Genomic DNA, 17,416 nt, shown 5'->3' on the forward strand with positions numbered 1-17,416 from the left:
AACTGCCCGTTTTGTGACAGGGGCGGGCGCCCCGGCCAGACGTTCAGCGGCTACCGACCACGGCCGAGGGCGTGTTGTAGGCCTTCAGGTCGGCCAGCTTGACCACGCCGGGGCCATGCAGGGCCGCGATGTGCTCCACATCCAGCTTGAGCTTCTCGATGTTCTCCTGCAGATTGACCGCGTAGGGGTTGGGCGTGGCAGGCGGCTTGGCATTGGCGGCCAGTGGCGTGTAGGCGTCCCCCTCGATCAGGATCTTCTCGGCCGGCAGGTACACCAGCGCGAAGGCGTCGTTGTGGGTATTGCCGGCCAAGGGGTAGACCTCGATCTGCCGCTTGCCATCGCTCAGCACGTGCTTGCCGGTGAATGCTTCGAACTTTGCCGCCTTGGGGGCCTGTGCCAGGCGGTCCTTGTTGAGGGTGCGAGGGGCCGCCCAGGCCTTCTTGTAGTAGTCCACATTGCCTTGGTGCGTGACAACGGTGGCGCCTTCGGCCACCAGGGTGCGCAGGCCGCCCGAGTGGTCAAAGTGGGCGTGCGAGTTGACCAGATACTTGATGGGCTTTCCCGGGATGACTTCCTTGACCTTGTCGATCACAGCCTGGGCGCGCGCCTCGCTCTGCGGCGCCTCGACCAGCACGACATGGTCTTTCTGTTCGATGGCCACACTGTGGTGCGTACCGCCGGTCAGGTAGAGCACGCCCTCGGCCAGCTTGTTGACGGTCACGGTGATGGCTGGCGCTCCGGCCGCGACGTTGTCGGGCACCTTGATGGCGGGCACACCGTTGGCCTTCACGTCGGCCACGTTGATGTCGAGCACCGGGTGGCCGCCCAGGCTCCGCACGATGCGGGCCGGGAAGGTCACGCCGCTGAAGTCCTTGTAGCCCTCGAAGCGTGTCTCGATCAGGGTATCGCCCAGGATGGGGTTGTCGATCCAGGTGCGTACGCGCTCGACACGGTCCTGGTCGTGATCCAGCCCACGTAGCGGTACTTTCCGGCGTTGAAGCTGACCTCCGCGCCGCCATTGGCCGGCTTGGATGACGCCTTGTTGGCCAGCGCCGCCTTCAGGAAGCCCTGTGGGGTGGACCAGATCTCGGCGCTGCGCTCCTCTACGGCGGCAGGTTGCGCAGTGGCATTGGCGGCGGCCGGGGCCACGCCCACGTTCCAGGCCTGCGCACCGCTCACGTATTGGTCCACCTTCTGCTCCACGGGCACGGGGCGCACGCGGTTCGGGTCGATGGTCTGCAGTCGATTGATCTGTACGCGCGCAGCAGGCGCGGCGTAATCGACGCTGGCCACGTAGCGGCTCACGTCGAACTGAGGCCAGGCCTGCCCAGGCGCAGGGGCCTGGCCGAACTGGAACCAGCGGCCACTGCCCGAGAACTCCAGCGACTGCACCTGCGCAACGCCCAGTGACTGGGCCGCTGTCTCAAGCGAGGCGGCCTGCGCGGCCAACGCCACGGCAGACAAGGCCAGCGGAAGTGCGACGGATGTGGTCAGGGTGCGGCTGAGCGAGCGAATCGAACGGTGCATGAGGGCCTCCTGTGATGGTGGCTGCACTGTAGGAAGGCGTTTGGCTCAGGCCAAGCGATGAATTTTCAGATGCATATGCGGTGGATGTCATCAACTCATGAGCTCATGTTCACCGATCCCCGAGCCTCGCTGCGCAGGCGCTTGGCCAATCAGCAGCTACCAATCGGCCAGCCTCAACAAAATCACCACCAGATGACTTTCCTCACTGGGCGCAGATTTTTCTGATTGCCAGCAACGCCAGCCCTAAGCCGAACGTCCAAGCGATCTGCGGCTCCGGTATGGCAGAGGCCAGGGCGCTACTGGGCAGCGACCAGGTCAGGCTGCCCAACGAGAGCGAGCCAAGGTAGGTGTCCGAGAATGCGCACTGCCCACCCACAGTGAAGCAGGTGGTCGACAGTGCCTTGAGGGAATACCCCGTCCAGGTGATGGTGGTCGTGTCGGTCGCCAGAGCAATGACGCTGGATGTCAGGTTCTCGATCTCGAGCGAAATCTGGATGTTGGTGGTGCTTCCCAACTGGCCTGTGATGCTGCCTCCTACGATCACACCGCTCAGCAACTGATCCGACGGTGCCCACGGCGTATCAAGAAGTTGCATCGAGAACGACACGTCGCTGGTGAAGGCTTGATGGATCTGGTTGTCCGTGACAATCGCTGGCGCGTAAGAGAAGCTTCCGTCGACAAGGAAGTCGAATGATTTGGCGGCAATGGCCAGTTCACTGGTGCGGATCAAGCCTCCGCCGCGCGGCCCGGTGAAATGAGCAGTGGCACCTGATGCACCGGGTGTGACCACGATCGAACCGTCCAGGGTCCAAGGCAGATAGAGAGACCCGCCGAATTCGCCTACGTAGTACCTGTCCGTGGCCGCTCGGGCGTGGTGAACGGATGCCAACGGCAGTGCGATGAGCAGCAGTTGGGCAAGGTCCGTTCGAAATCCCAGTATTTCTTTCATGAGCGGCCCCCGATTGACATCGTTCGGTGCGTAGCACCTTGCTGAACTGTAGCTAAATCACCCGCCTTGTCGCACGGGTGGTTGCACTGACCAAACGGCTCACAGTATCACTGCCGGAATTTCCAGATGGATATGTGGCAGCGCGTCAGCGCTTGTGCCGGAGGGCCGCTGGCGGGTCGAGGAGTGGCACGTCCGGCAGATGGCGCAGGACGTCATCGACGTCCTGGTACCGCTCCAGCACCTCCACCACGCAAGGTAGCGGCTCGGCCCAGATCTCCGGCAGGTCACGCGCCAAGGGCTCGTTGATGGCAAAAGCCAGTGCTTCAACCGGCGGTGTGAATGCTGCTTGCACACCCGGCTTGTTGCCTCGCGCGTCGATGCGGTACCAGCCGAACTGCTGCAGGTAAACCGCGTTGAGGCCGTGCAGGCAGTAGGGCGCTCCATCGTCGTTGACCGGCAGGCGCTGATAGCACAGACCCGTGGGGATGCCATTGGCACGCAGCAAGGCGGCAAGCAGGTGGCTCTTGGCGTAGCAGTAGCCGGTGGCGTACCAGAGCACGTCAGAGGCCTTGCAGGTGACCGGGTTCAGCTTGAAGTCGTGGCTGTGCCTGATCTCGTCGCGGACGAACTCGAAACAGCGCTGCACCAGCGCCAGTTCAGAGTGGGCGCCACGGGCCAACGCCTTCGCTTCTGCGGCAACGCCAGGATGGTCGAAGTCGATGTACGCGCTGGCTGACAGATAGGACTTCATGTCCATGGCTGGTCCGCCGATTCAATAGTCCTTGATGGCATCTTGCGGGTTCAGTGTCAGCTCCGCCCGTTCGCTTGGGGTTTTGGCCAGCCAGTTTTTCCATCCTGAGGCTTGTCCCTTGTCGACGTTTTCCTTGTACTTGCTGAAGTACAAGCTGCTTTCCTCGGTGCTGGTGACCAGGTTCGTGTCCTGGAGCCAAAGGGGGAAGTTCTTGTTCTTCACCGAATAGTCGGATTCGTCCGTGAGGCGGATGGGCCTGAGCTGGAATCCGTTGGCATAGATGAAGCGCACCAGCACGTAATAGCGCTTTCCGGCTTCCACGTTGGCATCGAGAAAGTGGGCCACTCCCATGCCTTGGTTGGCCATCAGCATATGGCGCCCCGGCGGCAGGTTGATGACCGCTTTGCTGCGAGCGCCCGTTGTGGCAATGAGGCTGGCCGTGTCGTCCTTGACCGAAAATATGCCAACGGGAATCATGCCCTGGATGGAATTGATCGGCTCCAGCAAGACAAGCTGCGCTTGATCTGGTGGTGGCGGGGCTACTTGCTGAACCTGTGAGACGGTGAAAAACGGCTTCGGCGGCTCGGTGGCGCAACCGGCCAACAAGGTGAGCAGCGCGGCTGCGAAGATCAACGTTGGTTTTTTCATGTCAAGGCCGTGAGTTGGTTGCCATCGCCGGGCCATGAACAGCAGTCTGTCCCCGTCGATGCAGCGTGTTTTTGTGCCTCAAATGTAAGCCAGCTTGTCGCACCGGCGCGTCACGAGGCGATCTCCGCTCGCCGGAAACATTCGGCCGCATGATCGTTGACGATGCCGACGGCCTGCATCCACGCGTACACGATGGTGGGCCCGACGAACTTGAAGCCGCGCAGCTTGAGCTCTTTCGAGATCGTGGCCGACAGGGCCGTCTCGGTGTCATGCTGCTCACTGTGAATCACCTGGCCCTGGGTGAACGACCAGCAAAAGGAGGTGAAGTCTTCGCCACGGGCCTGCATGTCCAGGTAGATCTGGGCGCCTTTGATGGTGGCTTCGATCTTGGCCCGTGCCCGCACGATGCCCGCGTTGCCCATCAGGCGATCGACATCGTCTGGCCCGAAGGCTGCTACTTTCGCGGGGTCGAACCCCTCGAAGGCATTACGAAAGGCCTCTCGCTTGCGCAGGATCACCTGCCAGGACAAGCCCGCCTGGAAGCCTTCGAGCATCAAGGTTTCCCACAGCAGGCGCGCGTCATGGATGGGCACGCCCCATTCGGTGTCGTGGTAGGCCCGCATCTGCGGGTCACGTTGGGCCCAGCTGCAGCGGTGGGTGGGCTCTCGCGTCGATGTCATCGTGTCAGTGCGTGCAGGCGTGACCCTGCTCGCTGACAGGCAGGCTGTCCTTGAGCACGCTGATCTGGCAGCTCGAGACCAGAAATACCTGGTCGGAAATGGCGTTATGCCGCTCGCGATAGGCCTTGGCCACCATCTCCTTGAGGTGCCCGATGGCCTGCGCTTGCCTCGGGTCGGCGACAAGAAGCTGATCTCGCGCCGGAATGCCCACGGCCAGTGGTTCTACGCTCCATCCCGATGCCCTGACCAGGATCGGATGGGCCAGGATCAGGCCCGAGTCGAACTGGCCACCTGCGTCGACCGTCATGACCCCTTCGGGAGACTGTGTGGTGTTGATCGCCTGGATCTGCCGGACCATGACGGAAAGATGGCGTGCCAGCGTGCCCCGCTCCTTCCAGCAGGCGGCCTGGCTGGCAGGCACCCGGAAGTACGACAGGACGCTTTTCTTGTTCTCTGCGAAGACGGCGGTCAGCTCTTCGTTGATGTCCTGGGTGGGGGTGACCTTGCCGCCCTTCGGGGCGAACTGCGCTGCAGCGGCCGCACGCTTCCAGACGGTGGGCACGATCTGGGATGGATCGACGCCCTTGGGCAACTCACAGGCCCATGCGGCCATGCCTGCCATGCTCAACGCGGCTGCGCACGCCGTCGCGTGCCACCTCATGATCCTCCCCGCCAGCCTCTGGAAAATGGGTCGATGAGCAACTGAGCGCCCTCGCGAACCAGCCGCTGCACCATGGCCTTGGCGTTGTGGTCGCCGTGTACGGGCGCCAGTGTCAGGGCGATCTCGTCGGCGTTCTCGGCCACGCCCTGGCCGTCTTCCAGCCGCACGCGCAGGCCGGAGTCGTGGGTGGCGAGGTTGGCCATCTGGTCCAGGTCCCAGCGGGCCTGCCAGAGGGTGTGTTTTGTGCTCATGCGCCAATGGTAGATCAGCAGGCGCTGCGTTTCGCCCGGCGCCGTTGGACAATACGGGCATGTGGACCGAGATCATCCAGGCCGACCTGGGCCATCCTGAGCACGCCGATGCCGTCGTGGCGCTGCTAGATATTTACGCACGCGACGAGATGGGCGGCGGGCAAGCACTGCCCGACCATGTGCGGCGCAACCTGGTGCCAGAGCTGCGCAAGCGACCGGGTGTGCATGTGGTGCTGGCCTATGTGGGCGAGGAGCCCGCCGGGCTGGCAATCTGCATGGAGGGGTTTTCCACCTTCGCGTGCGAGCCTCTGCTGAACCTGCACGACATCGTCGTGGCGCCGGCGCACCGCGGCACCGGTGTAAGCAAGCAGTTGCTGGCCGAGGTGGAGCGCATCGCCCGCGAGCGTGGCTGCTGCAAGATCACCCTGGAGGTGCTGGAGGGCAACACCGTGGCGCAGACCGCCTACCGCCGTGCGGGGTTCGAGGGTTACCAGCTCGATCCGCGGATGGGGCGCGCGCTGTTCTGGCAGAAGAAGCTGTGAGACTGGCTCAGGCTACCTCGATGACCTGAGCGAAGCCTTCGTCCAGGCCCGGCGGTTCCATCGCGGCGAAGACGTTGCGGATGGCCTGTTCATCAACGATTTCGTCTGGCGGCCGCCCACGGTTGCGCTCGGGCGTCACGACCCGGCCGGTATCGGTCTGCAGAAAGTGGTCCGGGTTGATGTGCATGTGTGAGCGTAGGGCGCTGCGCTTCAGGGCTGCAGAAAGCGCTGGTGCCATTGCCCATCCACCATTGCATGGGCCGTCCGGCGGTGCAGGCGGTTTTCCTTGAACTCAAGGAACTCGATGTACTCAGGCCGCAGCCTGAAGCCGCCCCAGTCGTCGGGGCGGGGGATGTCGGCCTCACCGAAACCGGCCACAGCCCTTGCATACGTGCCTTCCAGCGACTCAAGGCTGTCGAGCGCACAGCTCTGGCTGAACGTGACGGTGGCGATCTGGGCATCCCTCAGTCGGCTGGCCCAATGCGCATCGGCCTCTTGCGGAAGCAGTGGCTCGCACAGGCCCTTGATCCGGATCTGCCTGGCCACGTGCTCCCACCACAGCGTGATGGCGGCCTTGGGGTTGCGCGCGATGTCGTGCGCCTTGCCGGAGCCCAGGTGCGTGCAGAAGACGAAACCGGTGTCCTCGGCCTCTTTCAGGTCGACGAAGCGGGCGTTGGGGTAGCCGTCTGCATCCACGGTCGACACGCACACGGCGTTGCGGTGCTTCAGCGTGCCTTCGCGTTTGGCCTGGTGCCAGATCTCTTTGAAGAGATCGATGGGTTTGGACATGGGTGTCAGTCTTTCATGCCACTTGTGTACCGACCCACCATGTGGTGCCACCTGCATCCCGGAAGCCGCCCCGCTTGTCTTCATCATCCTTCTTGACAGGCTCCTGCACGGCGGTGGCGCCGGCCTCGATGGCGCGGCGGTAGGTCTCGTCCACATCGGGCACGTAGATGTGCACATGCGCAGGCACGGCGCCCCAGCCCTCCAGCGAATCGGCCAGCATCAGCACCGTGTCGTCGATGCGCACCTCGGCGTGCCTGAGCCGGCCGTTGTCACCCGGCACGATGCGCAGGCGCTCTGCATCGAACACCTTCACCAGGAAATCAAGGGTGGCCGCAGCGCCGTCGATGACCAAGTAGGGTGCTACGGAGGTGTACTGCTGGGGCTTGTAGGCAGGGTGGGGCATGGCGAACTCCTGGAGTCGACGGATCTGGTGATCGTAGCCTTGATGAATCACCCCACCTGTGTCATTCGACGAACTTGTCTTTCAGCGCCAGCTTGGCGATGCTTCGGGGCAGGTGCGTCAGCACACCCTTGGTACCATCGAAGCGGTACTTGAAATACTCGCCGGCGTGGTTGCGGGCGTACACGGTCCTGGTGTAGTTCTGGTGCTTGTCGAGGAATTCCCTGTCGTGGATGACGGTGGCGTCCTTGCCGGAGAAAACGGGGCCCTCCACCGTGGCCGGCACGCGCAGCCCCAGGTAGGCCTCGTCGAACGCTTGCCGCAAGCCTGCGAGCAGCGCGCGCTGGTAGGCCGCGGCCGATTTGAGAACCTGCCATCCGATGGGCAGGACGACCGCCGCCAGAGCGCTCATCCACAGCGCGAAAGCGCGGCGCGATGACGTGTCTTCCACATAACGCTCCTCACCGTCGATGAACACCATCCTTGTGCTGCCCGAGCGCAGGTAGAACGGGATGCGGGGCTCTTCCAGCAGCCTCAAGGTCGCCGGTTTCCCCGGCAGCTCGTCGTACATCACGGGAAAGCACGGCAGGTGTACATCCCGCTGGCGTGCGCCATCCTGGATGCGCGCGATGACGGCATGCTTCGACCGCCCTACGCGCTGGCACCCGTGCAACTGGATGAGCGGCACGGTCTTCTCTTCCAACGCCCATATCGGCGGCACCGGCAGGAAGATGTCCCGCACCGCCGTGTGCATCGTGCTGAGCAACAGGTACGCCAAGGGCAACATGACCACCATGAAGAGCCCGTACAGCACCACCTGGAAGGGCTTGATCTGCTGCTTCACGGCTCACTCAGGAGATGCCCGGGCATCACTGGGCGGTGATGACCTGCGCCAGCGTTTGTCGCGCGATGGATTCACACAGGCTGTTCATGCCCTGGAACGCATTGGCCGAATAGTCCTCAGCGCTGTAGTCCTTGCCGCGAAAGCTCAGCTTGGTGGCCAGCTTGTCCTTGCCCGAGAAAGCGCCGAACAGCGATCGCGCGGCGGGGTGGCGCTGGTGGTATTCCTTGATGGAGACCTGCACGGTCTCTGTGGCGGACACGGTGTGCCCCTTGGCGAGTGCTTCTGCCTGGTAGGTCTTTTCGATCAACGGGGCGACCTTGGCGTTCTCCTCACAATTGCCGCAATCCCAGCGAACGGTGATGTTGGGTACGACTTTGCTGGCGCTGTTGCCGGTGCTCGCTGCAGATGGGCTTGTGGACGGCTCTGCTTGAGAGGCAGAGGTGGCCTGGGCGTTTGAAGCGGGGGCTTCCTGGGCGATGGCCAGTGTAGGCGCAAGGGTGCTGATAAGGATCGCAGCGGCGAGTGCGTTGAGGTTCATGTCGAGGGCTTGTGGGTTCTATCGGATCAATGGGATGATGAATGTGCCAGGGCTCAAGCAGCACTGGCCGCCGGCACGCCAGGCCCGTCTGGCGGGTACTTGAGGAACTCGGATTCTTGCTCCAGCCGTGCAGACAGTGCCGCCAGAGCAGGGTGGTGGCTCGCATCCACCTCATGCGCGAGCATGGACTGCGTGAACTGCCAGGCCACGGCGGCGCTGATCACTGCTTGGCTGTGCTTGCCTTTGAACAGCGCGGGCCGCTGTTTCACTTGGTCTTCCAGAGCGGCATAGGCTGCCAGCAATTGGCCCCGGACGCGTTGCACCCAGGGTTCGTGCTGCGCGGCCGCCGGGCGCAGCTGGCGCTCGTAGACCATCTGCACGCTCTTCTCGCAGGCCGCCAACGCCAAGCCTACGGCCCGGAACTCCGCGAGCAATGTGGCTGGGTCGGTTGACCACAGCGAGCGACCGCTCGTGTGCGCTGCCTCCACGTACTGCAGGATCAATGACGAATCCATCAGCACCGTGCCGTCGTCGGCGATCAGCGTGGGCGCCTTCACCACGGGGTTGATGGCCTGGAAGCGCTCGAAGGTGCTGAAGACGGAGACTGATTCGTGCTCGAATGGCACGCCCAACAGATCCAGCGAGATCGCCACGCGGCGCACGTAGGGCGAATCGAGCATGCCGATGAGTTTCATCATGGTGTCCTTGCAGTTGGCTCTGAAGGCGCCCGCCTACTTCAGCACGCGCCCGATTTTCATCTGCTCGATGATGCCTTGCACCATCAATTGAGCGCGCTCCACAGGCTTCTCGTCATTGTGGAGCCACACCCCGTGCATGGTGGACGACGTGACGGACCAGTTGAGCCGGCCGGTTCGCAAGTCGATGAGATCCCAGTTGACTTCGTAGATCGGCGGGCCATCGCCATATCGATGGATCAGTTTGGGAAACATGACGAGCCGATGGCTGGCACCAGACGCTGATTCAACGCTCGCATTGTCCTGGATCACCTCTGCCACGGGCACAGAGATGCCTGTTCTCAGATAGCCCGTCTGGGTGGAGCCCAGGCTGAAGCTCGCCATGTAGGGCGAATCCAGCGATGACAGCTGGCGGCTCTGGACGCCATGGCTGCTCAGCTCATCCTTCAACTGGCGCTCCAGCTCGCGTAGGAAGTTCTTGCCAAGCGATTGCTCGCGGACATCCAGGAACGAGTAGATGAACAACGATGTGACCGGCTGGGTGCCGGAATAAATCGGAGTGGATTCATTGAATCTGGGCTTGGACGCGCACGCGCTCAATCCCACGGCCAGGATGACGGCCAGCAAGGTCCACCACGCTCTTCTGTTCATGCTCATATCAATTCACCTTTCTTCATTTCCTTGATCACGCTGTCGACAATAACCTTGGACCGCTCGTGAGGCTCCTCGTCGGCTTTCCACAGGGTCAGGTGCCTGCCCTCGGAAATGCTTGACCAGACGACGCGATCGGTCCTCACGTCGATGAGGTCCCAGCGGATCTCGTAGTTCTTCCAGGCACCGGCCGGTGCGATCCTTCTAGGGAAGATGACGATGCGGTAATCGTTCCCCAATGCCTTTTCACGGTAGGCATTGCTTTCAATCGTCTGCCGGATGGGAACGGCCATGCCGCCGTTGGTCAAGGCATACGATCGCCCGATCTCGCTGTCCCGAAAGCGAAGCACCTTCAGCGTGACGGCCGAGGCCTCAAACGCCGCGGTGAGCTGCCTGTCGAGCTCGTCCAGCATCGATGGGCCGAATTCGGGATCACGCAGATCGAGGAACGAATAGGCGTAGACCTTGGTGTTCCTGAGCGAGAGGCCGGCAGGGGCTGGGCTCACGGAGGTGAACGAGTTTGTTGCGCAACCGGCCATGGCCGATGCGGTCGCGGCGATGAACAGCCGGCGGGATAGGTACTTCATGGAATGCTCACGGTTGCTTGTTGGCCACCCGCTCCTGCGGCTCCGCATCGAAGCGGTACTGCGCCGGGTTCACGAAAATCCAGACCTGGTGGGGCATCTCCCGGGATGCCGCACCCACGGTGCCGCCCCAGTTGTCCATGTTGCCTCTGAGCACGAGCCTGCCTGAGGGCTCGGTCTCGACATCACCGTAGCTGAAGCCGGCGAAGCCCGGCAGGGTGGACTTGAGAGGCTCCGCCCAGATCATCGCTACGCGCCGGCTCGGTTGCTCAGGCGCGAGGTCACGCGCGATCTCGGCGCGGATCTGGCGGAAGCCTTCCTTCAGTTCGTTCTTGAACGCGACCAGCTTCTCCGGCGCCATGGGCTTGTCCAGCACGTCGAAACCCAGCGGCGCCGGCAGCACGTAGTGGTAATCGGCGTTCCACAGCTTGCCCTCGGGCAAGGGGTGGGACGAACTCACATAGGTGCCACTGATCACGGTGACGGTCTTGCGGCCGTCATCGGGGTAGACGATCACATAGGGGCGCAGTTGCAGGGTCTTGGGATCGGCCTGCACCGGTTGCTGGCCCCATGCGGCGGCGGCTTCGGCCAGTGCATCGATCTGCAGCAGGCTGGAGCCCTGGCTGTTCTGCGCCATCTCCTGGCTCAGGCGCTCAATGTTGGCGCCGTTGATCAAGCCCCCGATCGGGCCAAACAGGATGCCAAGCGCCGCGCTGCCACCAGCCGTCTGCTTGAGGAACACGGAGTGGTCGGGGATCTCGATGGCGCCGGGCGACACCAGCTGGGGCGGGCGCTGCGTGCTCAAGGTCACCGGGGTCGAGCGCAGCGTGGCGGGCACTTCCGCCACCTTGAGCCCCTGGAGGTTGCCGCAGGCCGACAGCAGAGCGGCGAGGACGGGGGCAAGCAGTGCGAGTTTGGCCTTCATGTGCGTTGTCATGGGAGCGCACCGCAACGCGTCGAGCGGGTGCTCCCATCAGTCCCTGTGTTTTGTGGTTGATCAGCGAAGCCTGAATGTTAACGAATGTTGCTCGACTTCTGCATGACGCATGCGTCGTTTCAGCCGTTGTGCGAGAAGACGATGACACCCAGCTTGGGAATGACGATCAAGTCTTGCTCCTGCCCCGTGGTGAAGAAGCCTTCACCCTGGGCTACGGCCCTCTGGATGTCATCCCACATCGCTGGGAGATCCTCAATGCAATGGGCACCTCGCAGCAGTCGGTCTTGAGGTGTCTGCTGGTGTGCCAAGGTTTGCCAGGCGGCGTACTGGTGATAGCGGGCGCCATCACGGCCGAGGGTGGCGTCATTGAAATAGGCCAGCCCTTGCCGCTTGATGCTGGCCAGGCTCTCATCTGACAGCCTGAAGACCGCCTCACCACAGCCTTCCCGGAGGTCAGACTGCTCATCGTGGTAGATCAGGTCAGCCAGCTGGAGCTTGGCCGGAATGGCTTCTTTGTAGAGGCGCACTTGATAGTAGTCACAGCCCTGCATCGGTGCCGCGACGACGAGCGCGAGCCATGTGGCCCCCAGCCCCGCCATAGACAGTGCGCGCGGCGGGCGCTTCTTGAAGGCCAACATGTAGGCCCAATGCGCCAGGTCACCTACGGCCTTGGTCAAACTGTGGGCGATCCAGAAGAAGAGACCCAAGGCCCCGATGGCCAGGGCCAGCATCACGACGGTGAGCAAGTACCCCACGGCTATGCGTGTCGCAGGCTTGATGTGATGAGCCCACGCGAGAGCGCCCTGGCTAGCGGTCTGTGCATCCCTCATCTCCCTGATGACGTGGTTTGATGTTGTTGTCGTCACTGTAAGTCAAACGCCATGCTGGAGATCAAAGAGCGGCCTGCAAAGCACTGCATCCTTGCGCGCAAGGCTTTGAACTCTGCACGGCGAAGCTTTTGTTCATGCGCTCAAGCATCTGAAGGCGGGCCGCAAGGCGTTGATCCCGGCGGCCACGGCTGAGAGGCTCGAATGCCAAGGCCGGTGTACTCGGGCCGCAAGGCAAAAGAACTGGCGCGCAAGCCTGGCCAAAGCATGGCGCGAGCACACAGACTTGCGCCCCACGCTCCGTACCTTGCGCCCCGAGCCAAATTGGCGAACGCCCAAGAAAAAAGCCCCGCGAGTGGGGCTGGTGCGCTGCGAGGGCCGAGCTTTAGTTCTCTGCGGCCGGGATTTTCACGCCAGGCGCCTTGCGCGAAAAGCGAGCCGCCATGACTTATCTCCCACGTTTTGCTGATTGTTAAGCCTCAACGTCTCAAAACGAGAAGAATTCCTGCAGTGGCATAAATCCCGAACAAGGCAGACCAGAAATTCTTTGCAAGATCATTGTTTGTTTTGTAGAACGCTCTTTCAACAGCTCGTTGTTTTTCGGGCAGCTTTCGAACCCACGGCTCAAACGCCTGCATCTCCAACCACGCCCAAGATGGGTATGCCAACGTTGCCACAACTGCCCAGATCGAAGCGGGTACGGGATTTGATTTGACTTTGTCTAGGAAGTCCTGTTGATAAAGCAAAAAAAGGACAAATGGTGCAGTAACCAGCGCAATATAAATCGCTGATGCCCAGTAGTTTATTGTCTGGTTTCCAAAAAAGCGCCCACTTTGCTTGTACCACTGCGGTTCGGGTTCGGGTGTTGTTGACTCTAAAATTTTACCCGTTTCCAGGTCAGCATTGCTGGTGCCTTGATGCAATTGGTCGTTACTCATGAGTGCCTCCAGTGGTTCGAGGGTGAATATGCTCAACTGCCGTCATGAGGCCTGGGCTTGGGTAAGAGGTTTTCACCCGACCTTGCAAGATGCGTAATACCTTCGATTGCTCCCTCAGTCCGCCATGTTCGGCGGGTGAAGGGAGGCGGGTGATGCTTTCTATTCCGACGTCGTAACCTTCGCCTGGGTGGTAAACCACTTGATTTGAACGCGAGAGTTTTGAGGTTCAGGAACCTTTACGATCCACGGCTTGCCTTTGGGAACTGGCATGGCAAATGAGCTGGAAAGAATTGAGGGCACTCGTTCGACATCGCTGTCCTGCGCTGCAGCCGCAGCGATGAGCTCTCCCTCGATGAACCCGGTGATAGCGACATGTCTGTGTTCAACGCTTGCATTTGCAACAGCAACCACAATACCGCCGCGATCCGAGGTGTAAGGCGTATTGGGTTTTCTGTCTTCCCATACATCTACTTCCGTGATTTTCAGCGCCTAGACGGACTCCTTTACGCTAGCTTTTGCAAAGATCCCAGAGCTGATAAGCGCTGCGGCTATCGAGGCCGCGGCACCAATTGCGGCTACAAGGATTGCTGCGGAAGTATTTTCAGCCATGGTGATGGTCCTGTCTTGCGGTTTTTTGGGGGCGCGGATGTCATGAATGCGCACAGCGGGCTACTGGGTAGTTTGCTATGGTGATCCTGGCTGTCAAACACCAGGCCGTATCGGTCGGTCCAGGGCCTTTCGATAGAAATATCGTGAGAATGGCAGCGGCGTAAGGCTGCTTCATTCTTGGCTTGCGTCATGGGCTTCTTGCCCCATCGTGCCCTGTTGTCTTCTCCGCTTTGATCGTGTCAATGTAAATGAAAGATTCTTTCTTGTAACTAGCCTTTCCCCCCTAGGTTCGCACCCAAAACAAAAGAGGACCGTGCCAAGGCACAGTCCTCTTCAACTCGATATCCTCTGTACTTGCCGTCGGCAAACCTCAACTCGCCAGCAACTCCCTCAACGCTTCATCCAGCACCTTGATATCCGCAGGGCTGGTCCCCGGCCCGCCCGCAAAGTGCCCCCACACCGTATCCACCACCCGCAGTTCCGCGTTCGGCATGCACTCCACCTCCAGCACGTTGTCCTCCGGCGGAAAGTACAGATCTGTAGATGCCGGCATCACGACGGCCTTGGCCTTGATGGCTCCCAGCGCAGCCTTCAGGTCACCCTTGAACACATCGTTGTTGCTGATGTCGCCGTTCTGCCAGGTCCACAACATGGTCAACAGGTTGTTGGGATCGCGCTCCAGGAACAGCCCTTCCCAGAAGCCCACCAGAAAATCCTCCAGCGAGGCATAGCCCATGGTGTCGATGTCCAGCTTCTGGCGGTAGAAGGTCTGCGAAAAACCCCAGCCCGCATACACGCGGCCGAAGGCGCGCAGGCCTTTGTCAGGCTTGGTGTCGCCGTACCAGCCGTCCTTGAAGGCGGCGTCGGCCTGCAGCGCCGCCTTGGCGCCTTCCAGGAACACGAAGTTGTGGCGCGAGCACTTGGCCGATCCCTGGAAGGGCAGGATGCGCTCGACCATGTCGGGGTACAGGCAGCCCCAGTGGTAGGTCTGTAGCGCGCCCATCGACCAGCCCGTCACCAGCTTGATCTTGGTGATGCCGAATTTCTCGGTTACCAGGCGGTGCTGCACGCGCACGTTGTCGTAGGCCGTGATGTTCGGGAAGCGCGAGGCGTTGTAGGGCGCAGCCGTGTTGCTGGGGGAGGTCGACAGGCCATTGCCCAGCATGTTGGGGATGATGATGAAGTACTCCTCCGGGTCCAGCGCCATGCCCGGGCCGATCAGCCATTCGTTCTCGTAGTGCTGGCCCGAGTACCACGTCGGGTAGATGATCACGTTGTCCTTGGCCTCGTTGAGCTTGCCGTAGGTCTTGTAGGCCAGTTGGCAGTTGCGCAGCGTCTTCTGGCTTTGCAGCACCACGTCGCCGAGTTCGTAGATGTCGTAGTCTTTCATCGCGAGGCTCCTGTTGCGGGAAAAGGTCTGAAGGGGTTCTGGGATGGATCAAGCCGCGAGGCGGTGCGCTTCACTGGTGGCCCAGCGGCACACGACGCGCTGGCCCACCTGCACGGGTTGCTCGAAGAAGGCGCGTTCTTCCACATAGGCCACGCAGGGCGGGGTGCCGGGCTCGTCGAGTGCCAGCGTCACCTTCATGTAGATGCCCTGGTACTCCAGCTCGCGCACGGTGCCGGCCACGGCGTTGATGCCGGGCGAGCCGGCCTCGCTGTGCGGCATCACGCTCAGGCGATCACGCCGCACGGCGAAGGCCACGGTGCTGCCAGGCGCGGCGGGCGGCGCGTCGGATTCAGGCACCAGGAAGGTGGCGCCCTGTGGGCTGCGCAGGGCCACGGCACCGGGCACCTCGCTGCCGGCGATCACTTCGCCGCGCAGCACGTTCTGGCCGCCGATGAAGCTGGCCACGTACTCGGTGCGTGGCAAGGCGTAGATGTCGCGTGGGCTGGCCGACTGGGCAATGCGGCCCTTTTCCATCACCACCACCTGGTCGGCCACGGCGATGGCTTCGAGCTGCGTGTGCGTCACGTGGATGAAGGTGATGCCCAGCGCGCGCTGCATGCCGCGCAGCTCGCCGCGCATTTGCAGGCGCAGGAACTCGTCCAGCGCCGACAGCGGCTCGTCCAGCAGCAGCACCTTGGGCTTGAGGATGATGGCGCGGGCCAGTGCCACGCGCTGCTGCTGCCCGCCCGACAGCTGCGAAGGCAGGCGTCCGGCCAGCGCACCCAGCTGCACCTGCTCGATCACCTTGTCGGCCTCGTACAGGCGCGTCCTCTTGTCGACGCCGCGGGCACGCAGCGAGAAGGCCACGTTCTCGCGCACCGTGAGGTGGGGGAACAGCGCGTAGTTCTGGAACATCATGGCCGTGCCCCGCTCACGCGGTGACTGGCCCAGCACGTTGGCGCCGTCGATCAGGATGGCGCCTTCGCTGGGTGTCTCGTGCGCGGCGATCATGCGCAGCATCGTGGTCTTGCCGCAGCCACTGGGGCCCAGCAGGCAGCAGTAGGTGCCGGCCTCGATGCGCAGGTCGATGCTGTCGACCGCGATGTTGCCATCGGCATAGCGCTTGGTCAGCCCGGCCAGCACGATGCCACCGGTGGCGGGCGTCGTGTGGGTGGAGGCCACGGGCGTGGTGGCCGGTGTGGGCGGCGTGTGGGCGGAGATGTCTTCGATGATCATGCGGGTCTCGCGTCGTGAGGGCTTGAGATCAGTGGGGGTCAATGGCCGTGGTGTCCGCCACCGCCGGCGTTGCGGCGGTGCTGGATCAGCGCGATGGCGCCCAGGGCCAGGCCGATGATCAGGAAGGAGATGCCGGTGGTGACCGTGCCCAGCGCGTAGATCGAGGGCGAGGTCACGTTCTGCGTCATGCTCCAGATCTCGATGGGCACGGTATTGCTGGGGCCGGTGGTCTGCAGGGTGCGTGCGAACTCGTCGTACGACAAGGTGAAGCCGAACAGCGCGATGGCGATGATCCCGGGCAGCAGGATGGGCAGCACCACCATGCGCAGGGTCTGGGCCGGCGTGGCGCCCAAGTCGCGGGCGGCTTCTTCGTACGCGGGGTTGAAGCGACCGAACACGGCGAAGGTGATCAGCACGCCGAAGGGCAGCGTCCATGACAGCTGCGAGCCCAGGGCCGAGCTGTACCAGTTGGTGGGCCAGCCGAACAGGTTGAACATCAGGCCGATGCCGATGCCCAGGATGTAGCCGGGCGCCGTGAGCGCGATGATCACCGCGTAGAAGATGGCGCTGCTGCCCTTGACCTGCTTGCGAAATCCCAGGCCCGCCGCCACCGAGAACACCACCGTGACGATGGTGACGATGAGTGCCAGCGGAATGGAGCGCTGCACGGCGCCGGCGATATCGCCCGTGCTGCCCTCCCACAGTTGGTGGAACCAGTACAGGCTCACGCCCCGCATGGGAAATGACAGTGCGCCTTGTGGTCCCTGGAAGGACAGCACGTACATGCACAGCATGGGGCTGTAGAGAAACAGCGCGTAGGCGCTGAAGACAGCGGCCAGGGCATAGAAGGTCCAGGGGCGGCGGTCGGCGTCGGCGCGGCGTGCGGCGCGCAGCATGGCGCGGGTGGGGGTGTCGGGGGTGGGGGCGGGGGCGCCAGGGGTGCTCATGGGGTGTCCTTGGTGATGTCGA

General features: G+C 62.5%; 23 protein-coding genes. 1 reads left to right on the plus strand and 22 read right to left on the minus strand.

Features of this window, described 5'->3' with window-relative positions; all coding sequences use genetic code 11:
• Positions 1-43: 43 nt before the first annotated feature.
• From EIP75_RS24365 to EIP75_RS18205, 8 genes are all read right to left on the minus strand, one after another.
• Positions 44-859, minus strand: coding sequence for an MBL fold metallo-hydrolase (locus EIP75_RS24365; RefSeq protein WP_199758645.1), 816 nt, complete (start codon positions 857-859; stop codon positions 44-46).
• A gap of 38 nt (positions 860-897) precedes the next feature.
• Positions 898-1,527: a hypothetical protein gene (locus EIP75_RS24370; RefSeq protein ID WP_199758646.1), complete on the minus strand. Its 630-nt coding sequence runs from the start codon at positions 1,525-1,527 to the stop codon at positions 898-900.
• Positions 1,528-1,729: 202 nt separating this feature from the next.
• Entirely contained in the window at positions 1,730-2,476 is a 747-nt protein-coding gene (locus EIP75_RS18180) for a hypothetical protein (RefSeq protein ID WP_125244704.1), read from the minus strand.
• A gap of 145 nt (positions 2,477-2,621) precedes the next feature.
• Positions 2,622-3,233, minus strand: coding sequence for a transglutaminase-like domain-containing protein (locus EIP75_RS18185; protein ID WP_199758647.1), 612 nt, complete (start codon positions 3,231-3,233; stop codon positions 2,622-2,624).
• A 15-nt stretch (positions 3,234-3,248) separates the two neighbouring features.
• A complete protein-coding gene (locus EIP75_RS18190; RefSeq protein WP_125244705.1) occupies positions 3,249-3,875 on the minus strand; it encodes a hypothetical protein in 627 nt (208 codons plus the stop codon).
• A gap of 110 nt (positions 3,876-3,985) precedes the next feature.
• The gene (locus EIP75_RS18195) at positions 3,986-4,555 is read right to left on the minus strand and encodes a DNA-3-methyladenine glycosylase I (protein WP_125244706.1); all 570 of its coding nucleotides are present in this window, start codon (positions 4,553-4,555) and stop codon (positions 3,986-3,988) included.
• 4 nt (positions 4,556-4,559) lie between these two features.
• Positions 4,560-5,168, minus strand: coding sequence for a DUF1444 domain-containing protein (locus tag EIP75_RS18200; RefSeq protein ID WP_125244707.1), 609 nt, complete (start codon positions 5,166-5,168; stop codon positions 4,560-4,562).
• A 44-nt stretch (positions 5,169-5,212) separates the two neighbouring features.
• Positions 5,213-5,467: a hypothetical protein gene (locus EIP75_RS18205; RefSeq protein WP_125244708.1), complete on the minus strand. Its 255-nt coding sequence runs from the start codon at positions 5,465-5,467 to the stop codon at positions 5,213-5,215.
• A 59-nt stretch (positions 5,468-5,526) separates the two neighbouring features.
• Here EIP75_RS18205 and EIP75_RS18210 point away from each other — a divergent pair, with 59 nt between their 5' ends.
• Complete coding sequence (locus tag EIP75_RS18210; protein WP_125244709.1) at positions 5,527-6,009, plus strand: GNAT family N-acetyltransferase; 483 nt, start codon at positions 5,527-5,529, stop codon at positions 6,007-6,009.
• A gap of 7 nt (positions 6,010-6,016) precedes the next feature.
• Here EIP75_RS18210 and EIP75_RS18215 read toward each other — a convergent pair whose 3' ends face one another.
• From EIP75_RS18215 to EIP75_RS18280, 14 genes are all read right to left on the minus strand, one after another.
• Positions 6,017-6,196 carry a hypothetical protein gene (locus tag EIP75_RS18215; protein ID WP_125244710.1) on the minus strand — a complete coding sequence of 60 codons (180 nt, stop codon included), beginning with the start codon at positions 6,194-6,196 and terminating at the stop codon, positions 6,017-6,019.
• 23 nt (positions 6,197-6,219) lie between these two features.
• Positions 6,220-6,798: a pyridoxine/pyridoxamine 5'-phosphate oxidase gene (locus tag EIP75_RS18220; protein WP_158622902.1), complete on the minus strand. Its 579-nt coding sequence runs from the start codon at positions 6,796-6,798 to the stop codon at positions 6,220-6,222.
• Positions 6,799-6,811: 13 nt separating this feature from the next.
• Positions 6,812-7,201: a VOC family protein gene (locus EIP75_RS18225; RefSeq protein WP_125244712.1), complete on the minus strand. Its 390-nt coding sequence runs from the start codon at positions 7,199-7,201 to the stop codon at positions 6,812-6,814.
• A 61-nt stretch (positions 7,202-7,262) separates the two neighbouring features.
• Complete coding sequence (locus EIP75_RS18230) at positions 7,263-8,042, minus strand: hypothetical protein (protein WP_125244713.1); 780 nt, start codon at positions 8,040-8,042, stop codon at positions 7,263-7,265.
• Positions 8,043-8,067: 25 nt separating this feature from the next.
• The gene (locus EIP75_RS18235) at positions 8,068-8,580 is read right to left on the minus strand and encodes a hypothetical protein (protein ID WP_125244714.1); all 513 of its coding nucleotides are present in this window, start codon (positions 8,578-8,580) and stop codon (positions 8,068-8,070) included.
• Between the two features lie 53 nt (positions 8,581-8,633).
• Complete coding sequence (locus EIP75_RS18240; protein ID WP_125244761.1) at positions 8,634-9,275, minus strand: glutathione S-transferase; 642 nt, start codon at positions 9,273-9,275, stop codon at positions 8,634-8,636.
• A gap of 36 nt (positions 9,276-9,311) precedes the next feature.
• Positions 9,312-9,902 carry a hypothetical protein gene (locus tag EIP75_RS18245; RefSeq protein WP_125244715.1) on the minus strand — a complete coding sequence of 197 codons (591 nt, stop codon included), beginning with the start codon at positions 9,900-9,902 and terminating at the stop codon, positions 9,312-9,314.
• 26 nt (positions 9,903-9,928) lie between these two features.
• Complete coding sequence (locus EIP75_RS18250) at positions 9,929-10,513, minus strand: hypothetical protein (protein ID WP_125244716.1); 585 nt, start codon at positions 10,511-10,513, stop codon at positions 9,929-9,931.
• Positions 10,514-10,520: 7 nt separating this feature from the next.
• A complete protein-coding gene (locus EIP75_RS18255; RefSeq protein ID WP_125244717.1) occupies positions 10,521-11,435 on the minus strand; it encodes a hypothetical protein in 915 nt (304 codons plus the stop codon).
• Between the two features lie 131 nt (positions 11,436-11,566).
• Entirely contained in the window at positions 11,567-12,193 is a 627-nt protein-coding gene (locus EIP75_RS18260; RefSeq protein ID WP_125244718.1) for a hypothetical protein, read from the minus strand.
• 560 nt (positions 12,194-12,753) lie between these two features.
• Positions 12,754-13,212 carry a hypothetical protein gene (locus tag EIP75_RS18265; protein ID WP_125244719.1) on the minus strand — a complete coding sequence of 153 codons (459 nt, stop codon included), beginning with the start codon at positions 13,210-13,212 and terminating at the stop codon, positions 12,754-12,756.
• Between the two features lie 979 nt (positions 13,213-14,191).
• Complete coding sequence (locus EIP75_RS18270) at positions 14,192-15,211, minus strand: alpha/beta fold hydrolase (protein WP_125244720.1); 1,020 nt, start codon at positions 15,209-15,211, stop codon at positions 14,192-14,194.
• A 48-nt stretch (positions 15,212-15,259) separates the two neighbouring features.
• Complete coding sequence (locus EIP75_RS18275) at positions 15,260-16,447, minus strand: ABC transporter ATP-binding protein (RefSeq protein WP_125244721.1); 1,188 nt, start codon at positions 16,445-16,447, stop codon at positions 15,260-15,262.
• 38 nt (positions 16,448-16,485) lie between these two features.
• Positions 16,486-17,394, minus strand: a complete 909-nt coding sequence (locus EIP75_RS18280) for an ABC transporter permease (protein WP_338014941.1) — start codon at positions 17,392-17,394, stop codon at positions 16,486-16,488.
• Positions 17,395-17,416: the final 22 nt, after the last annotated feature.

The organism is Aquabacterium soli, assembly GCF_003933735.1.
GTDB classification, from domain to species: Bacteria; Pseudomonadota; Gammaproteobacteria; order Burkholderiales; family Burkholderiaceae_C; genus Aquabacterium; species Aquabacterium soli.

Excerpts from the sequence above, each read along its gene's own strand:
- EIP75_RS18280 (WP_338014941.1), bottom strand. The coding sequence starts at position 17,394 with ATGAGCACCCCTGGCGCCCCCGCCCCCACCCCCGACACCCCCACCCGC.
- EIP75_RS18185 (WP_199758647.1), bottom strand. The coding sequence starts at position 3,233 with ATGGACATGAAGTCCTATCTGTCAGCCAGCGCGTACATCGACTTCGAC.
- EIP75_RS18275 (WP_125244721.1), bottom strand. The coding sequence starts at position 16,447 with ATGATCATCGAAGACATCTCCGCCCACACGCCGCCCACACCGGCCACC.
- EIP75_RS18240 (WP_125244761.1), bottom strand. The coding sequence starts at position 9,275 with ATGAAACTCATCGGCATGCTCGATTCGCCCTACGTGCGCCGCGTGGCG.
- EIP75_RS18200 (WP_125244707.1), bottom strand. The coding sequence starts at position 5,168 with ATGGCCGCATGGGCCTGTGAGTTGCCCAAGGGCGTCGATCCATCCCAG.
- EIP75_RS18205 (WP_125244708.1), bottom strand. The coding sequence starts at position 5,467 with ATGAGCACAAAACACACCCTCTGGCAGGCCCGCTGGGACCTGGACCAG.
- EIP75_RS18220 (WP_158622902.1), bottom strand. The coding sequence starts at position 6,798 with ATGTCCAAACCCATCGATCTCTTCAAAGAGATCTGGCACCAGGCCAAA.
- EIP75_RS18235 (WP_125244714.1), bottom strand. The coding sequence starts at position 8,580 with ATGAACCTCAACGCACTCGCCGCTGCGATCCTTATCAGCACCCTTGCG.
- EIP75_RS18190 (WP_125244705.1), bottom strand. The coding sequence starts at position 3,875 with ATGAAAAAACCAACGTTGATCTTCGCAGCCGCGCTGCTCACCTTGTTG.
- EIP75_RS18210 (WP_125244709.1), top strand. The coding sequence starts at position 5,527 with ATGTGGACCGAGATCATCCAGGCCGACCTGGGCCATCCTGAGCACGCC.
- EIP75_RS18225 (WP_125244712.1), bottom strand. The coding sequence starts at position 7,201 with ATGCCCCACCCTGCCTACAAGCCCCAGCAGTACACCTCCGTAGCACCC.
- EIP75_RS18180 (WP_125244704.1), bottom strand. The coding sequence starts at position 2,476 with ATGAAAGAAATACTGGGATTTCGAACGGACCTTGCCCAACTGCTGCTC.
- EIP75_RS18270 (WP_125244720.1), bottom strand. The coding sequence starts at position 15,211 with ATGAAAGACTACGACATCTACGAACTCGGCGACGTGGTGCTGCAAAGC.
- EIP75_RS24370 (WP_199758646.1), bottom strand. The coding sequence starts at position 1,527 with ATGCACCGTTCGATTCGCTCGCTCAGCCGCACCCTGACCACATCCGTC.
- EIP75_RS18265 (WP_125244719.1), bottom strand. The coding sequence starts at position 13,212 with ATGAGTAACGACCAATTGCATCAAGGCACCAGCAATGCTGACCTGGAA.
- EIP75_RS18195 (WP_125244706.1), bottom strand. The coding sequence starts at position 4,555 with ATGACATCGACGCGAGAGCCCACCCACCGCTGCAGCTGGGCCCAACGT.
- EIP75_RS18255 (WP_125244717.1), bottom strand. The coding sequence starts at position 11,435 with ATGAAGGCCAAACTCGCACTGCTTGCCCCCGTCCTCGCCGCTCTGCTG.
- EIP75_RS18215 (WP_125244710.1), bottom strand. The coding sequence starts at position 6,196 with ATGCACATCAACCCGGACCACTTTCTGCAGACCGATACCGGCCGGGTC.
- EIP75_RS18250 (WP_125244716.1), bottom strand. The coding sequence starts at position 10,513 with ATGAAGTACCTATCCCGCCGGCTGTTCATCGCCGCGACCGCATCGGCC.